The 14,618-nt window shown below is 49.2% G+C and carries 13 protein-coding genes; 5 read left to right on the top strand and 8 right to left on the bottom strand.

Translation table 11 applies throughout. The features are described 5' to 3' along the window. Positions 1-3: 3 nt before the first annotated feature. The 8 genes from yacG to JKP77_RS04640 form a co-directional block, all read right to left on the bottom strand. Positions 4-231, bottom strand: a complete 228-nt coding sequence (gene yacG / locus JKP77_RS04605; RefSeq protein WP_218310026.1) for a DNA gyrase inhibitor YacG — start codon at positions 229-231, stop codon at positions 4-6. A gap of 349 nt (positions 232-580) precedes the next feature. Beyond that, on the bottom strand, positions 581-1,333 hold the full coding sequence (gene zapD, locus JKP77_RS04610) for a cell division protein ZapD (RefSeq protein WP_218310027.1): 753 nt from the start codon (positions 1,331-1,333) through the stop codon (positions 581-583). Between the two features lie 624 nt (positions 1,334-1,957). Then, positions 1,958-2,566 carry a dephospho-CoA kinase gene (gene coaE, locus JKP77_RS04615; RefSeq protein WP_218310028.1) on the bottom strand — a complete coding sequence of 203 codons (609 nt, stop codon included), beginning with the start codon at positions 2,564-2,566 and terminating at the stop codon, positions 1,958-1,960. Then, positions 2,566-3,450: a prepilin peptidase gene (locus tag JKP77_RS04620; protein ID WP_420840044.1), complete on the bottom strand. Its 885-nt coding sequence runs from the start codon at positions 3,448-3,450 to the stop codon at positions 2,566-2,568. Before JKP77_RS04620 ends, coaE begins: the two co-directional genes overlap by 1 nt. Before the next feature lie 134 nt (positions 3,451-3,584). Continuing rightward, on the bottom strand, positions 3,585-4,796 hold the full coding sequence (locus tag JKP77_RS04625) for a type II secretion system F family protein (RefSeq protein ID WP_218310029.1): 1,212 nt from the start codon (positions 4,794-4,796) through the stop codon (positions 3,585-3,587). Positions 4,797-4,902: 106 nt separating this feature from the next. After that, positions 4,903-5,337 carry a prepilin-type N-terminal cleavage/methylation domain-containing protein gene (locus JKP77_RS04630; protein ID WP_218310030.1) on the bottom strand — a complete coding sequence of 145 codons (435 nt, stop codon included), beginning with the start codon at positions 5,335-5,337 and terminating at the stop codon, positions 4,903-4,905. A 240-nt stretch (positions 5,338-5,577) separates the two neighbouring features. After that, a complete protein-coding gene (nadC, locus tag JKP77_RS04635) occupies positions 5,578-6,435 on the bottom strand; it encodes a carboxylating nicotinate-nucleotide diphosphorylase (RefSeq protein WP_218310031.1) in 858 nt (285 codons plus the stop codon). 18 nt (positions 6,436-6,453) lie between these two features. Continuing rightward, on the bottom strand, positions 6,454-6,963 hold the full coding sequence (locus JKP77_RS04640; protein ID WP_218310032.1) for a retropepsin-like aspartic protease family protein: 510 nt from the start codon (positions 6,961-6,963) through the stop codon (positions 6,454-6,456). A 133-nt stretch (positions 6,964-7,096) separates the two neighbouring features. On the opposite strand from JKP77_RS04640, the gene ampD reads away from it, so the two are divergent. From ampD to aceF, 5 genes are all read left to right on the top strand, one after another. Further along, complete coding sequence (ampD, locus tag JKP77_RS04645; protein WP_218310033.1) at positions 7,097-7,660, top strand: 1,6-anhydro-N-acetylmuramyl-L-alanine amidase AmpD; 564 nt, start codon at positions 7,097-7,099, stop codon at positions 7,658-7,660. Then, positions 7,657-8,529 (top strand): beta-lactamase regulator AmpE, encoded by an 873-nt coding sequence (gene ampE, locus JKP77_RS04650; RefSeq protein WP_218310034.1) that lies wholly within the window; start codon positions 7,657-7,659, stop codon positions 8,527-8,529. Before ampD ends, ampE begins: the two co-directional genes overlap by 4 nt. A 314-nt stretch (positions 8,530-8,843) precedes the next feature. Next, entirely contained in the window at positions 8,844-9,590 is a 747-nt protein-coding gene (locus JKP77_RS04655) for a GntR family transcriptional regulator (protein ID WP_218310035.1), read from the top strand. A 163-nt stretch (positions 9,591-9,753) separates the two neighbouring features. Further along, positions 9,754-12,426, top strand: a complete 2,673-nt coding sequence (gene aceE / locus JKP77_RS04660) for a pyruvate dehydrogenase (acetyl-transferring), homodimeric type (RefSeq protein WP_218310036.1) — start codon at positions 9,754-9,756, stop codon at positions 12,424-12,426. 20 nt (positions 12,427-12,446) lie between these two features. Next, positions 12,447-14,507: a dihydrolipoyllysine-residue acetyltransferase gene (gene aceF / locus JKP77_RS04665; protein WP_218310037.1), complete on the top strand. Its 2,061-nt coding sequence runs from the start codon at positions 12,447-12,449 to the stop codon at positions 14,505-14,507. The last annotated feature ends 111 nt before the right edge of the window (positions 14,508-14,618 follow it).

The raw sequence follows: 14,618 nt of genomic DNA on the forward strand, positions 1-14,618 counted from the left end.
TCCTTAATGTTTGAAAAAATCATCCTGCTGTTTGGCCAGCATCGCTTCTATCTCTTCAATATCGAGCGCCTCCGGCTTATCCGATGGCTCGGGGTCGGCAGCAATTTTTCTGTCTTCGCTCGCCCACTCTCCGAGATCAATCAGCTGACACTTCTTTGAACAAAAAGGACGATAGGGGCTCTGCGCACCCCAGGAAACAGATTTACTACAGATGGGACAGTTTACATTCATCAAAAATCAGGGGCTGGTAAATGATGCTCATATAGTACTGCGTTCGCGGAAATGAAAAAAGGTGAAACGACCTGCTGTAAGAAGAAAGTACAAAGTTTATTACGCTGTGGCTAATTGAATAGTTGAGGACTTTGCTCAACATGACTCTGCCTCAAATACGTTAAAGTAATAACGACGCTTTGAATAGTTGTTGCAGAAAAAAGGCGGGATCCCAACGACAAAGTTTTTATCAACTGCATTATGCCGGGTTGAGTTGCTCTACAAAACTATTAATAGTGCGTCGCGCACCATGCGCGACGGTAATCCTTTATGCGAGATAATAGCTATGACAATTCCTGCTATCTACCGCTTAGCAGGCAGCAAGCGAGAAAGCCACATCAGCATCTACCGACGGGCCCATGCCATCTTCCGGTGAAAACCACATAAAGCGAAGTGCGTAACGGTACTTGTTACCACTGACAGTAGGGAAGTAGCCATTGTCCACCTGGCAGCGGATCCTCAGCAGTTCATTCTTGTCATCCGCAACACCTTGATAAAACCCATTAATGGCTTCAAGTTTCTGAAAATGACCGCGCTCTCTTAAAAATGACAGACTGATAGCGATAGCATCCTCAAGCACAGTAAGCGAGGATAGCCAGTCAGCTACATCTTGCTGACGGGATTCAATGGGCTGGTTTAACCAGAAATGCAGGTTTGGCAAATCAAAGCTGCAGGCACCGCCCGGAATGGCGAAGCGCTGTCGGATGGATGACAGAAACTTGTCTTCCCGTAATTCAAGACCAAACTTTTTGCTGGCTTTCAGTTTTTCTCGCAAGCTGATAATGGAGCGTAACGCCTGATCCAGCGCATCACTGTTTATTTTTGGGTGTTGCGACCAGTGCACCAGGTTTTTTTCGTGAGCATCTAAGTCTTTCAGTATATCGGTGCGCAAATCCAGTCTGTCGAAAAGATCCAGCAGAATAAACAGCTGATCGAAGAAGTACATCTGAAGTGGCGCCGTTTGCACCTGTGCACCTGTCTTCAGTTGAGTCATCAATTGCTCAACGCGCAGGTAATTACGGACTTTTTCCTTTAGGGGAAATTCAAAAACGGCGTCAGACATGGAGTTCCTTAGTTGATATTCAGATCGAACTACAGCGTAAAATTAACAAAATTTCAAGCGCAAGAGCTATTTAATACGCATATCCTATCGATATGGACGTGGCGAAGTGGCAGTACGTGACCAGACTCTGATCATAATTGGAAAGCAATATTGGAGCCGAAACGTAGCAATGTATTTTCGGTACACCCATTTTTGAATACGTTGCAAAGGTCAACACTCTCTAGGAAGGTGCGACTACAGACTTAATCGAACATTCCCAGTGCACCTTTGCAAGGTTGTACACTATTTACAGATAAACGCAACCCGGTGGCAACGAGGAGGCCGCTGTTACTCACTGTTATTTTAGAGCCTGTTTATCTTTGTTCAGTGCTTATGCAGACGGCCAGTTTTGTGCCAGACAATCGCAAATGGGCGAAGTTTAGGGGGCCTAAATAAGTGAATTTGTGGGCCGCATGGCGCGAAACTGGCCACTGCCCACAGGGTTGGAGCGGAAACGCCCTACTACTGCGTTATCAGCCGCTTATTTGGATTGCCAAACCACGCTGCTTCTGCCTTGTATTAGGGCGTTTTAGCATCCAACATAAATACTGAACAAAGATAAACAGGCTCTGAGGTCGTGCTGATTTATTGCTCTTCGGCGAGACGCAGATAGCGGATATGACAGGCGGTGACCTGCTCTCTGAGAGAATCTTTACTGCCCGTGTTGTCGATGACGTCATCAGCAGCCTGCAGTCGTTCTTCGCGACTGGCCTGTGACGCCATGATGTTGCGGATCGTTTGTTCGCTGCTACCGTCCCGATGCATCGCTCTTTCAAGTTGTTGCTGTTCAGTGCAGTCGACAACAAGTACACGGTTCACCATGGTGGTGAGGTTATTTTCAATGAGCAAGGGAACAGCAAGAATACAATATTCACTGGTGCTGTTCTGAATGCCACTTTGCATCGCTTCACGAATAAGTGGGTGTAGCAGCGCGTTTAACCAGGTTTTGTTATCAGCATTGTGGAAGACAACCTCGCGCAGCTGTGCGCGGTTTAACGTGCCATCAGCAAGCAAAATCGTTTCGCCGAACTTACTGACGATTTCCTTTAAGCCGACGGATCCGGGCTTAACCACATCTCTGGCGACCACATCAGCATCGATAATATCAACGCCATGAGACTCGAACAGGGTAGTGACGGCCGATTTTCCGCTGCCTATGCCGCCAGTCAGGCCAATAACCAGTTTTTTGGGCATTATCCCAGTACCCAGTTGAGATAGGTTTCAATAATAGTGTCTTTATAGAGTAAGGCGATCCAGCCCGCTACTGCCAGATACGGTCCAAACGGTATCGCCAGAGATTTCCCCTTATTTTGAAAAACCATAATAGCGATGCCGGCGATGGCACCTACCAGTGAAGACAGCAAAATAATCACCGGCAAGCCTTGCCAGCCAGTGAATGCACCAAGAGCCGCGAGTAATTTAAAATCGCCATAGCCCATGCCTTCTTTGCCGGTGAGTAATTTAAACGCCCAATAGACCGACCACAAACTTAAATAGCCTGCGGCAGCGCCAATAATAGCGTCGGTTGGGCCTACAAACACATTAGCAGTGCTAAGTAGTAATCCCAGCCATAACAGTGGGAGTGTGAGCTGGTCCGGCAGCAACATTTTATCAAGATCGATAAATAACAGGGCTATCAGTACAAAGCTAAACAGTACAGCCCACAGGGCCTGTACAGACGGACCAAAATGCCAGGCAGCGAAAGTACAGGTTATCGCCGTGAATAACTCAACCAGCGGATAGCGAACAGAAATGGGGGCCCGGCAGGCGGCGCATTTGCCGCGCAGCAAAATATAGCTGATTACCGGAATATTTTCCCAGGCTCTGATTTTATGATTGCACTTTGGGCAGGTGCTGTCAGGCTTTATCAGGTTGAATGTTTCTGATTCGGTGGTTGCTACCTCATCATCAGAAGAAAAGTAGCTCTGATATTCCTGCTTCCAGCTACGCTCCATCATGATGGGAAGGCGGTGAATAACCACATTCAGAAAGCTGCCAACCATCAGGCTGACAATAAAAACGACACTGTAAAAGAATGCCGGCATTTGCAGGCTTAATGTAACAACAGATTCCAACATGGATTATTTTTTGTCTGTATGAAGAGCTGAAAAGACTGCCAGACTGGCAGCCTTTTCACAATGGAAAGATGTATTATCAGTGCAAAACATAGCTGTCACTTGACTCAGCAGCTTCATGAATGTGTCGATAGGATCTATACAACATTACCCATTTCGAAAATAGGTAGATACATCGCAATGATTAATCCGCCGATGACAACACCCAATACTGCCATAATCATGGGCTCCAGAAGACTGGTGAGGCCGTCAACCATATCGTCAACCTCTGCTTCGTATATCGTAGCTATTTTTGACAGCATTTCATCTACTGCGCCTGACTCTTCACCAATAGCAACCATTTGCGTCACCATATCAGGAAAGACATTGGTTGCCCGCATCGCTTTATGCATAGGCATACCGCCCGATACCTCATTTCGCATAAATAAGATAGCATCACGATAAACAGCATTTCCCGAAGCACCGGCAGCAGATTCCAGCGCGCCGATGAGAGGAACACCTGCTGCAAATGTCGTTGATAGCGTACGAGTAAACCGCGCGATACTTGCCTTCTTCAGAATTTCGCCAACAACTGGTGTTTTTAGAATTTGTTTATCAATCTTGTCACGCAGTTTGAGAGATTTTTTGTATGCCCGCATAAACAGGAAACCGGCCACAGCTGCACCAATAGCGATAAATACACCATAGTTCTGTACGAATGCTGAAATAGCGAGAACGAACTGAGTGAAAGCGGGAAGCTCAGCACCAAAACTACTGAAAATCTCTTCAAACTGAGGCACCACGAAAATCAACAGAATGGTAGTTACAATAAACGCTACAACCAGAACGGCGATGGGGTAGAACATCGCTTTTTTGATCTTTGATTTAAGCGCTTCAGCTTTCTCTTTGTAAGTCGCAATACGGTCATAAATGGTTTCAAGAGCACCAGATTGTTCACCGGTTGCGACCAGGTCACAGTATAAGTCATCAAAATGGTCTGGGTGCTTTCTAAGAGCAACAGACAAAGGATTACCTGCTTTCACTTCGTCAGTAATCTCGCCTAACAAGTCACGCATCGTGCGCTTAGCATGCCCTTGAGCAATCATTTCCAAAGATTGGATGAGCGTTACGCCAGCCCCAAGCATGGTAGCAATTTGCCGGGAGACAACCGAAATGTCGGCGGCAGTTATTTTCTGATTGCCTCGACCAAAAAGAGGCGTTGCCAGCTTTTTAACTTTATTCGCTGAAATCCCCTGACGACGAAGCAGGTTTTTAGCCTCAACTAGTGACGTGGCGGATATTTCCCCTTTACGTGAGCTGCCATGCCGGTCTTTGCCCTGCCAGGTAAATACGGTTGCTGCCTTGGCCATGAGTATTACCTCAGAAAATGTTGAAGGAGGTTAGGATTACTGATGTTCTGAAGACAACAAAGCCCAGTATTCACCGGGCTTTGTTTAAACTATTACTGGCTGATAATTAGCACAGTGTTGCTGGGTCGCACGCTGAATCCCAAGTCACTTTACGAGTGGCCATATCCAGCGTTGGAGTAATAGTGAAGGTTGCTCCAGCCAGATCAGAATCGGTTGGGGCTTCTGCTTCGATTTCACCCGCAGTAGTGGTCAAACCTACAACACCTGCACCAACAGTAACGTTATCAGGAATACCGTTGCTACCACCCTCGCAGTTAGCTAGTACAGCGGCTGCGTCTGCACCAGACTGGGTTTGCGCACAAACCTCAACCGCAGATTTAGCGGCAGCAGTCGCGTTAGTCACTTCAGTGAAGCGTGCTTTCTGCGTGTAGTTCTGATAAGCCGGCAGTGCGATGGCTGCCAGGATACCGATGATAGCAACAACGATCATCAGTTCGATTAGTGTAAAACCTTTTTGGTTAGATGCTTTAACTTGTTTCATGGTCTTTCTCCGGGACGTGTATCACGCTTTTAAAATAAATTTCATTCAACATTACGTTATATACCTGAGGCGTTCTGTCCAACGTCCCCGGTACTTGATTGTCAGTATAGAAAGAGTTTTGTATCTGACAAGTATCAGAAAATATACCGTGGTGTTCGTTTTGGTGAACATAATGTGTTCAATGTCATACCCTAACGTGGCTGCAGTAAGTAATAACTATCTGCTATACACCGCAGAAAATCAGCCTTCCAGCGTTACTCTTAAGGACAGGTCAATAGCCTGTACATGTTTGGTTAACGCGCCTGAAGAAATGTAATCCACACCTATTGACCCTAAAGAAAAGAGTCTGTCGTCAGTAATATTGCCTGATACTTCCAGTTTACACTGACCGTTATTCATGTCGACTGCGCGTTGGATCTGTTCATTATCAAAGTTATCCAGCATGACGATATCTGCTCCGGCTGCTTTTGCCTGTGCAAACTCTTCAAGGTTCTCAACTTCTACTTCTACCGGCTTGTCAGGGTGATCCTGCTTTGCCTTTGTAACTGCATTGGCAATTCCACCGCACGCCATGATGTGGTTTTCCTTAATAAGAAAAGCATCAAACAACCCCACACGATGATTTTTCCCGCCACCACAGGTTACCGCATACTTTTGTGCAAGACGTAAACCCGGCAGCGTTTTACGGGTATCCAGAATGCGTGTTGGGCTGTCTTTCAGAATAGACGCATAGTAATGCGTCACCGTGGCGGTGCCGGAAAGCGTTTGTAAGAAGTTGAGCGCTGTGCGCTCGGCAGTCAAAATACCGCGGGCTGGCCCGCTGATGCGACATAAACGTGTGTCGGCCGATACCTTATCGCCATCTTTCACATGCCACTCGATACGAATGGCAGAATCAACCAGCGCAAATGCGGCTGTCGCCCAGTCGACTCCGCACACGACACAGTCTTCCCGGGTGATAATGGTCGCGTTGGCCTGCGCCCCGTTATCAATCAGGTTTGCGGTGATGTCCTGTGAGGGCAGTAGTTCGCCACCCAAGTCTTCTTCAAGGGCAAGAGTGACTTGTTTTTCAATATGGCGTAAATCCGGGCGTGTCATGGCGTATTGCTCGTCTTGTCAAAGGGTACGCAATATTAACCATTCCCCACGCTGAGTAAACTCCAATTGGCGCAAAACGCTCATTCCCAGCAAAATCTGGTCGCTTTGCATACCAGGATTAAGGTTTCCCCGAATGCCACTTAACTGAATATCGCCTATACGAAGTGAGTCGATCTGCGTCTCTGCTATGCGAACTGAACCATTGGCGGTGTTTGCCAGGCCGGTTCTGCCAGCAAGCAGTCCGAGTTCCTGTTGCAGGTGAGCCGGTACAGAGACATCTGTGGCACCGGTATCTACCAGAAAAGTCACCGGCACATCATTAATATAGCCGCTGGTTACGTAATGACCGGCACGGTTTTGCTTTAGCCTGACTTCCGTCTGATTATCAATACGCATTGATTCGGGCTCCTGGTTTGGATTTACCTGCTTCTCAAGTAAATCGCCGAAAACCAGTATCAGCAGGCCGAAGGCGCATACCCATGCCAGCACATACATCCACTTACCTGCACCTGTTGTGTTTTGCGTCATTTTATTCCTGTTATATTTGCCAACTGAGTCGTCAAGCCGCGTACAAGCGGTTATTACTACCGTTGTTACAAGCACCCTGTTACTCTGATGTCACACTTTCACTATTGATTTGTCAATATTGCTAGGCTCTTGCATGAATTCAAACCCGGACTATTTTGCGCACGCTACCCGTGTCGACTGCAGCTTTTGGGATGCGCGGCCAGATAATGTCGAGATCTCGCTACTGGTTATTCACAACATTAGTCTGCCTCCCGGCGAATTTGGTACGTCAGGTATTCGTGATTTGTTTACCGGCACTCTGGATAAAACGGCGCACCCGTTTTACAAAGACATCGCCCATTTGCGGGTCTCTGCGCACTGCGTTATTTACCGCGACGGGCGTATTGAGCAGTATGTGCCTTTCAGCGGGCGGGCCTGGCATGCCGGAGTTTCTTCTTTTCAGGGCCGTAAGCAGTGCAACGACTACGCGATAGGCATCGAACTGGAAGGCACGGATGAGCTTCCCTATACCGATGCGCAGTATGCGTCGCTGACATCGTTAAGCAAACACATCCTGTTGCACTATCCTCTGATCACTTGCGGGCGCATTATCGGGCATAATGATATCGCACCGGGGAGAAAAACCGATCCCGGCCCGTATTTCGACTGGGCCAGGTACCGGCAGTCTCTCTTTGATAACAGGGAATCACAATTATGATGTTAATTAGCTTGCTCATTGTACTGTCGCTGGAGCGTAGCCTGGAAAAGACCCCGGCATGGCATGTTGAACGCTATGCGGAGCAGTTCCGGCGGTGGGCAACAGACAGAGGCTGGATAAAAGAGGATACGGAAGCTGTTCAGGTATGGGGCGTACTGCTGCTGCCGGCGCTATTGCTTGCGCTTATCGAGCACTGGTTGCTTGGCACATTTCTGACGTTCCTGGAGCAAACTGTTGTTCTGTTTATTTGTATTGGCTGCCCTGCATTACGCGCCACTTATCAGTGTTTTCTTAAGGCCGCGGAACGGGGCGATTTGGAAGCCTGTACGCTGTACACCGATCAGTTGGGGCACAGTGGATGTAACTATCAGCAAGAAGGCACGCAGGCGCAGTCTGAAGGGAAAACCTTTGGACAGCATCTGACATGGCTGAACTATCAGCATTATGCGGCAGTGATCTTGTGGTTTCTGGCTTTTGGGGCTCCGGGAGCCGTGTTTTATACCTTTACCCGCAGTGCACATGATGCCTTTTGTGAATCAGAATCATCACTAGCGCAGGCGACCGCGCGGCTGCTTTACGCCCTCGACTTCATCCCGGTGCGTATTACGGCCTTTGGGCTGCTGATGATGGGACACTTCTCCAATGCGTTTCCAACATGGATAAAGTCACTGACAGACCTTCAAACGATGCCCCGACAGTTGCTAACGACCATTGCCGGTAAAGCGGAAATGCTCACACCGGAGGAACAGGCTGCGCAGAAAGAAAATGCGGCGGTTGAACCCAAGGTGCTGGTAAAACTGGCGAAGCGCAACATTCTGTTTTTGCTTGTTGTGACAGCGGCACTCACTCTGGTGGGGACATTGTCCTGATCATTCAGTGGCTATTACCCTTACTACTCTCCCTGACCATTTCTTAATACGGACAGGAAAAGCAAGACATTACTGGCTGTTTTGCAGCCAGTAATCCTCATCAGACCAGTTTTGCGCAACCCATTTTTTGCAACAAATTCAACAATAAAGCTTAACAAATAGCAGCCTGGTCCCGGCCTGCTATGCTTGTCACTATTTACGTGCGAAACATTCTGACCTACACTGTATAGGTAAAATGGTATTACCAATTGTGGGTGGCGTCGTAAACTTGTTTACAATTTAGCCGCCTTTTTTCGTAAGCGGGACTAAGATAAATGCGTCAGGGACGTAAGAAACTGTCAGATGTGATCACCGAACAGCTGGAATCCATGATTCTGGACGGGACGCTATTGGCAGGGCAACAGCTTCCACCCGAGCGTGAACTCGCTCAGGAATTTGACGTGTCTCGTCCTTCGCTCCGCGAAGCAATTGGTAACTTGCAGGCGCGCGGGTTGGTAGAACGCAAACAGGGCGGTGGTACCTTTATCAGTCGCGATTTGAATGCGGCGATGACCGATCCGTTAATGGCGCTTATCAGCCGACGGCCGGAAACCCAGTTTGATTTGCTGGAGTTTCGTCACGCGCTGGAAGGCATGGCTGCGTATTATGCGGCATTGCGCGGGCAGCCTGAGGATTATCAGGCGCTGCGCAGTGCACTGGAAGAACTACCGACGCCAGGAAAAGATGAAAGTAAACGCGAACAGGCTGAGGCCTTAGGTCGCTTTTATATCATTATGGCGAGGGCGTCTCACAACATGGTACTGCTGCACGTGATGAGCACGATGCAAAGTATGTTGATTGAGAACATTGAAAGAAACCTTGAGATGCTGGCACTGCATACCACGGTGGTAGACGACATCGCGCGTCAGCGCCGTGAAATTGTTGAAGCCATTGCATCACGGGATCCGGAAGCGGCGAGACAAGCCTGTAACGCGCATCTGGCATTTATTGAAAAAACCCTACTGGATATTAACCAGCGTGACAGCCGCGTACAACGTGCGCTGAGACGACTGGAAATATAAGAGGCGTGAAGCCCGACATTCTGGTGCTATGTGTAAAATCAGGCATCAGTAATGGGTGAGCCACATTGGCTTGCTCAGAGTACAACGTAATTTAGGTATTCATCCGACGGGAATAGTCACCCGGACGGATGATGTTCTATATAAGCAAACATAGGATGGCACCATGACTGATATGATGCACCAAGATGTGGATCCGCAAGAAACACAAGAATGGTTGGATTCGTTAGAGTCAGTATTAGAAGAAGAAGGTACAGACAGGGCTCACTTCTTATTAGAATCATTGATTGAAAAAGCGCGCAGAAATGGTGCCCATTTACCGTACGATGCGACAACCGCTTATATAAATTCCATACCGCCGGGGCAGGAGCCTACCATGCCTGGCGACCAGACTATCGAGGGCAAAATCAGAAACGCCCTGCGCTGGAACGCGCTAATGATGGTACTGAGAGCGTCTAAGAAAAACCTGGAGCTGGGTGGCCATATTTCCTCTTTTGCCTCTTCAGCCATGCTTTACGATGTGGGCTTCAACCACTTTTATCGCGCGCCTAACGAAAAAGATGGCGGCGATTATGTATTTTATCAGGGCCACGTCGCCCCGGGTATTTATTCCCGCGCGTTTATCGAAGGCCGTCTGACCGAAGAGCAACTTGACGGTTTCCGTCAGGAAGTCGATGGCAAAGGCATTTCGTCTTATCCGCACCCGAAACTGATGCCGGATTTCTGGCAGTTCCCAACCGTATCCATGGGCTTAGGGCCAATGCAGGCGATTTATCTTGCCCGCTTCCTGAAGTACCTGACAGACCGTGGCATTAAAGACTGTTCAGAGCAGCGCGTATGGTGCTACCTGGGTGACGGTGAGTGTGATGAGCCGGAAAGCTTGGGTGCAATTGGTCTGGCGTCACGCGAAGGCCTGGACAACCTGACCTTTGTTATTAACTGTAACCTTCAGCGCCTTGATGGGCCGGTTCGTGGTAATGGCAAAATTATTCAGGAGCTGGAAGGCACATTCCGCGGCGCAGGCTGGGAAGTAATCAAAGTGATCTGGGGTCGTTACTGGGATCCACTGCTGGCCCGTGATACCTCTGGCAAATTATTGCAACTGATGAACGAAACCATCGACGGTGAATATCAGAACTGCAAAGCGAAAGGCGGTGCCTACACCCGCGAAAAATTCTTCGGCAAATACCCTGAGCTGAAAGAAATGGTGTCCAACATGTCTGATGAAGACATCTGGCGTCTGAACCGTGGTGGTCACGATCCGGTGAAAGTGTACGCAGCATACGATCGCGCGGTAAACACCAAAGGCCGTCCGCAGGTTATCCTGGCGAAAACCGTTAAGGGTTACGGCATGGGGGCAGCTGGTGAAGGTAAAAACATTGCTCACCAGGTGAAGAAAATGGACATGGATGCGGTAAAAGCGTATCGCGACCGTTTTAATATTCCGGTATCTGATGAGAAGCTGACTGATCTGCCTTACTACAAGTTTGACGAAGACAGCGAAGAAATGAAGTACCTTCGCGCCCGTCGTGAAGCACTCCATGGCTATATGCCGGTGCGTCGCGCGAAGGCATCTGAAGATTTACCCGCGCCGCCAATGAAGGCATTTGATGCTGTGACCAAAGGCTCAGGCGATCGTGAAATCTCTACGACGATGGCATTCGTTCGTGTACTGACCGCGCTGCTGAAAGACAAGCAAATTGGTAAGCGTATTGTGCCAATCATCCCGGATGAAGCCCGTACCTTCGGTATGGAAGGCCTGTTCCGTCAGGTTGGTATCTACTCTTCACAAGGCCAGAAATACGAGCCGCAGGATTCTGATCAGGTCGCGTACTATCGCGAAGATAAGAAAGGTCAGGTATTGCAGGAAGGTATTAACGAATTAGGTGCAATGGCGTCATGGCTGGCGGCGGGCACGTCATACAGTACGAACGATTTACCGATGGTGCCGTTCTACATCTATTACTCGATGTTTGGGTTCCAGCGTGTTGGCGACCTTGCATGGGCAGCCGGTGATTCACGTACTCGTGGTTTCCTGGTGGGTGGAACTGCCGGACGCACCACACTGAATGGTGAGGGCTTACAGCATCAGGACGGCCACTCGCATACGCAGGCAGCGCTGATCCCGAACTGTGTGAGCTACGACCCGACTTACGGCTACGAAGTGGCTGTGATTGTTCAGGACGGTATGCGTCGCATGCTGGAAGAGCAGGAAGACGTGTTCTACTACCTGACAGTTATGAACGAAAACTACAAGCAACCTGAAATGCCAAAAGGCGTGGAAGAAGGCATTGTAAAAGGGATTTATCTGCTTGATACCGTTGGCGATAAGAAGCGCAAACGGAAAGTGAAGCTGCTGGGCTCAGGCACTATCCTGGAGCAGGTTCGCGAAGCAGCGGCGAAGCTGGCAGAAGACTACAATGTGGTTGCCGAAGTTTACAGCGTGACATCATTCAATGAACTGACGCGCGAAGGCATGGAATGTGACCGACACAACATGCTTCACCCTGATGATAAGGTGAAAGTGCCGTTCATTACCGAAACGCTGGAAGCCGGTATTGATGGCCCGACTATCGCGGCAACAGACTACATCAAGAACTATGCAGATCAGGTACGCAGCTTTGTTCCAGGCAGCTACCGTGTGTTGGGTACTGACGGGTTTGGTCGCTCAGACAGCCGCGCGAACCTGCGTCGTCATTTTGAAGTGGATGCAGCATACGTGACGTACGCGGCACTTTACGAGCTTTACAAAGCGGGTGACGTTGATGCGAAGACGCTGTCTAAAGCGATGAAGGATCTGGATATTGATCCGGATAAAGTTAATCCACTTTACGCATAAGTTCAGGGAGACTAAGTAACATGTCAGATATCAAAGACGTATTAGTACCCGACCTCGGGGAAGACGAAGTTGAAGTCATCGAACTGTGCGTAGCAGAAGGCGATGACGTTGAAGCGGAAGATGCCCTGGTCACAGTAGAAAGTGACAAGGCCAGCATGGATATTCCAGCGCCCTTTGCGGGCAAAGTGAAAGAGCTTTCCGTAAAAGTCGGCGACAAGATTTCAGAAGGCGATTTGCTGGCTAAGCTTGCTGCTGCGGGTGAAGCTGGTGATTCTGATGACAGCAGTTCTGAAGAGCAGGAAGAGCCTGCTAAAGAAGAGAAAGCCGAGTCAAAATCAGAAGCACCGAAACAGGAAGATAAACCTGCATCAGGTGGCTCAAAAGGCGGCAGCAAAACCGTTGAAGTAAAAGTGCCGGATATTGGTGATGATTCGGAAGTAGACGTCATCGAAGTACTGGTTGCAGAAGGTGACACGGTTGCTGAAGAAGATGGCCTGATCACGCTTGAAACTGACAAGGCCACTATGGATGTGCCTTCGCCACACGCCGGTAAAGTGGTAAGTTTGTCGGTAAAAGAAGGCGATAAGGTGAGCGAGGGCTCGCTGGTGCTGACACTGGAAATTGAAGGCGAGGGCGGCGATGACGCCCCGGCCGAAGATTCAGATTCGGATGACTCTGCTTCACAAGCATCTTCAGATGACAGTGATGATTCTGCTAACGCAGAGGAAACTGCTGATGAAGGCGCAGAAGAAGAAATCGAAGTGAAGGTACCGGACATCGGTGATGATGCCGATGTTGATGTTATCGAAATTCTGGTTTCTGAAGGCGATACCATTGAAGCTGAAGACGGCCTGATTACCCTTGAGACCGATAAGGCGACCATGGATGTGCCGTCGCCGAAAGCCGGCACGGTGACTAAGCTGCTGGTAAAACAGGGTGACAAAGTGTCTGAAGGCTCGTCTGTGCTGATGCTGAAAGTGAAAGGCGCTGCACCGAAGAAAGAAAGCAAGCCTGAAGCGAAGAGCGACAGTCAGTCTGCGTCGAAGAAAGACGAGAAACCACAACAGCAAGCAGCTGCGCAGGACAGTAACCGTCCTAAGCGCCCACCGGTACCGCATCATCCATCAGCGGGTGAAAAGCAGAAATCCGGTAAGGTGCATGCATCACCTTCTGTACGCCGACTGGCTCGTGAGTTCGGCGTGGATCTGACTCAGGTCAATGGCTCTGGTCGTAAAGACCGTATCCTGAAAGAAGACGTGCAAAGTTATGTGAAGTACGAGCTTTCTCGTCCGAAAGCCACAGCTGGCGCAGTGGGTGGAAATACCGAGGGCGGTGGTTTGCAGGTCATTCCGCCACCGAAGGTAGATTTCTCTAAGTTTGGTGAAGTGGAAGAGAAACCGCTTACGCGTATTCAGAAGATCTCTGGTCCGAACCTGCATCGCAACTGGGTGACTATCCCGCACGTGACGCAGTTTGAAGAGGCGGATATCACAGAACTTGAGCAGTTCCGTAAAGATCAGAACGCGATTGCCGAGAAGCGCAAGCTGGGCGTGAAAATTACGCCACTGGTGTTCATGATGAAGGCGGTTGCGGATGCGCTTAAGGCCTATCCGGTATTTAACTCCTCACTTTCCGAGACCGGTGAGTCTTTAATTGAGAAAAAGTACTACCATATAGGTATTGCGGTTGATACACCGGGAGGCCTTGTGGTGCCGGTGGTTCGTGATGTTGACAAAAAAGGCATTATGGATATCTCCCGCGAGTTGATGGAAATCAGTGCCAAAGCGCGTGACGGCAAGCTGAAAGCGGCCGATATGCAGGGCAGCTGCTTTACTATCTCAAGCTTAGGTGGCATCGGCGGTACCGCATTTACACCCATTGTGAATGCGCCGGACGTTGCTATTCTTGGGGTATCGAAAAGTGACATAAAACCAAAATGGAACGGGAAAGAGTTTGAACCGCGCCTGATGGTCCCCATGTCACTATCATACGACCATCGTGTTATTGACGGCGCGGTGGCGGCAAGGTTTGCTGTACACCTTAAAACGGTGCTGGAAGACTTACGTCAAATGTTGCTGTAAGGCAGCAGTCGCGGCGGGGGAATGTGCGCATTCCCCTTTACGCCGTTTTTTCAGGCAATTAGGCCAACTTCGCTTTACATGGCTTGTTGCCGCTAGGTAAAATTCGGGCGT

Source organism: Alteromonas antoniana (genome assembly GCF_019249295.1).
Lineage (GTDB): Bacteria > Pseudomonadota > Gammaproteobacteria > Enterobacterales > Alteromonadaceae > Alteromonas > Alteromonas antoniana.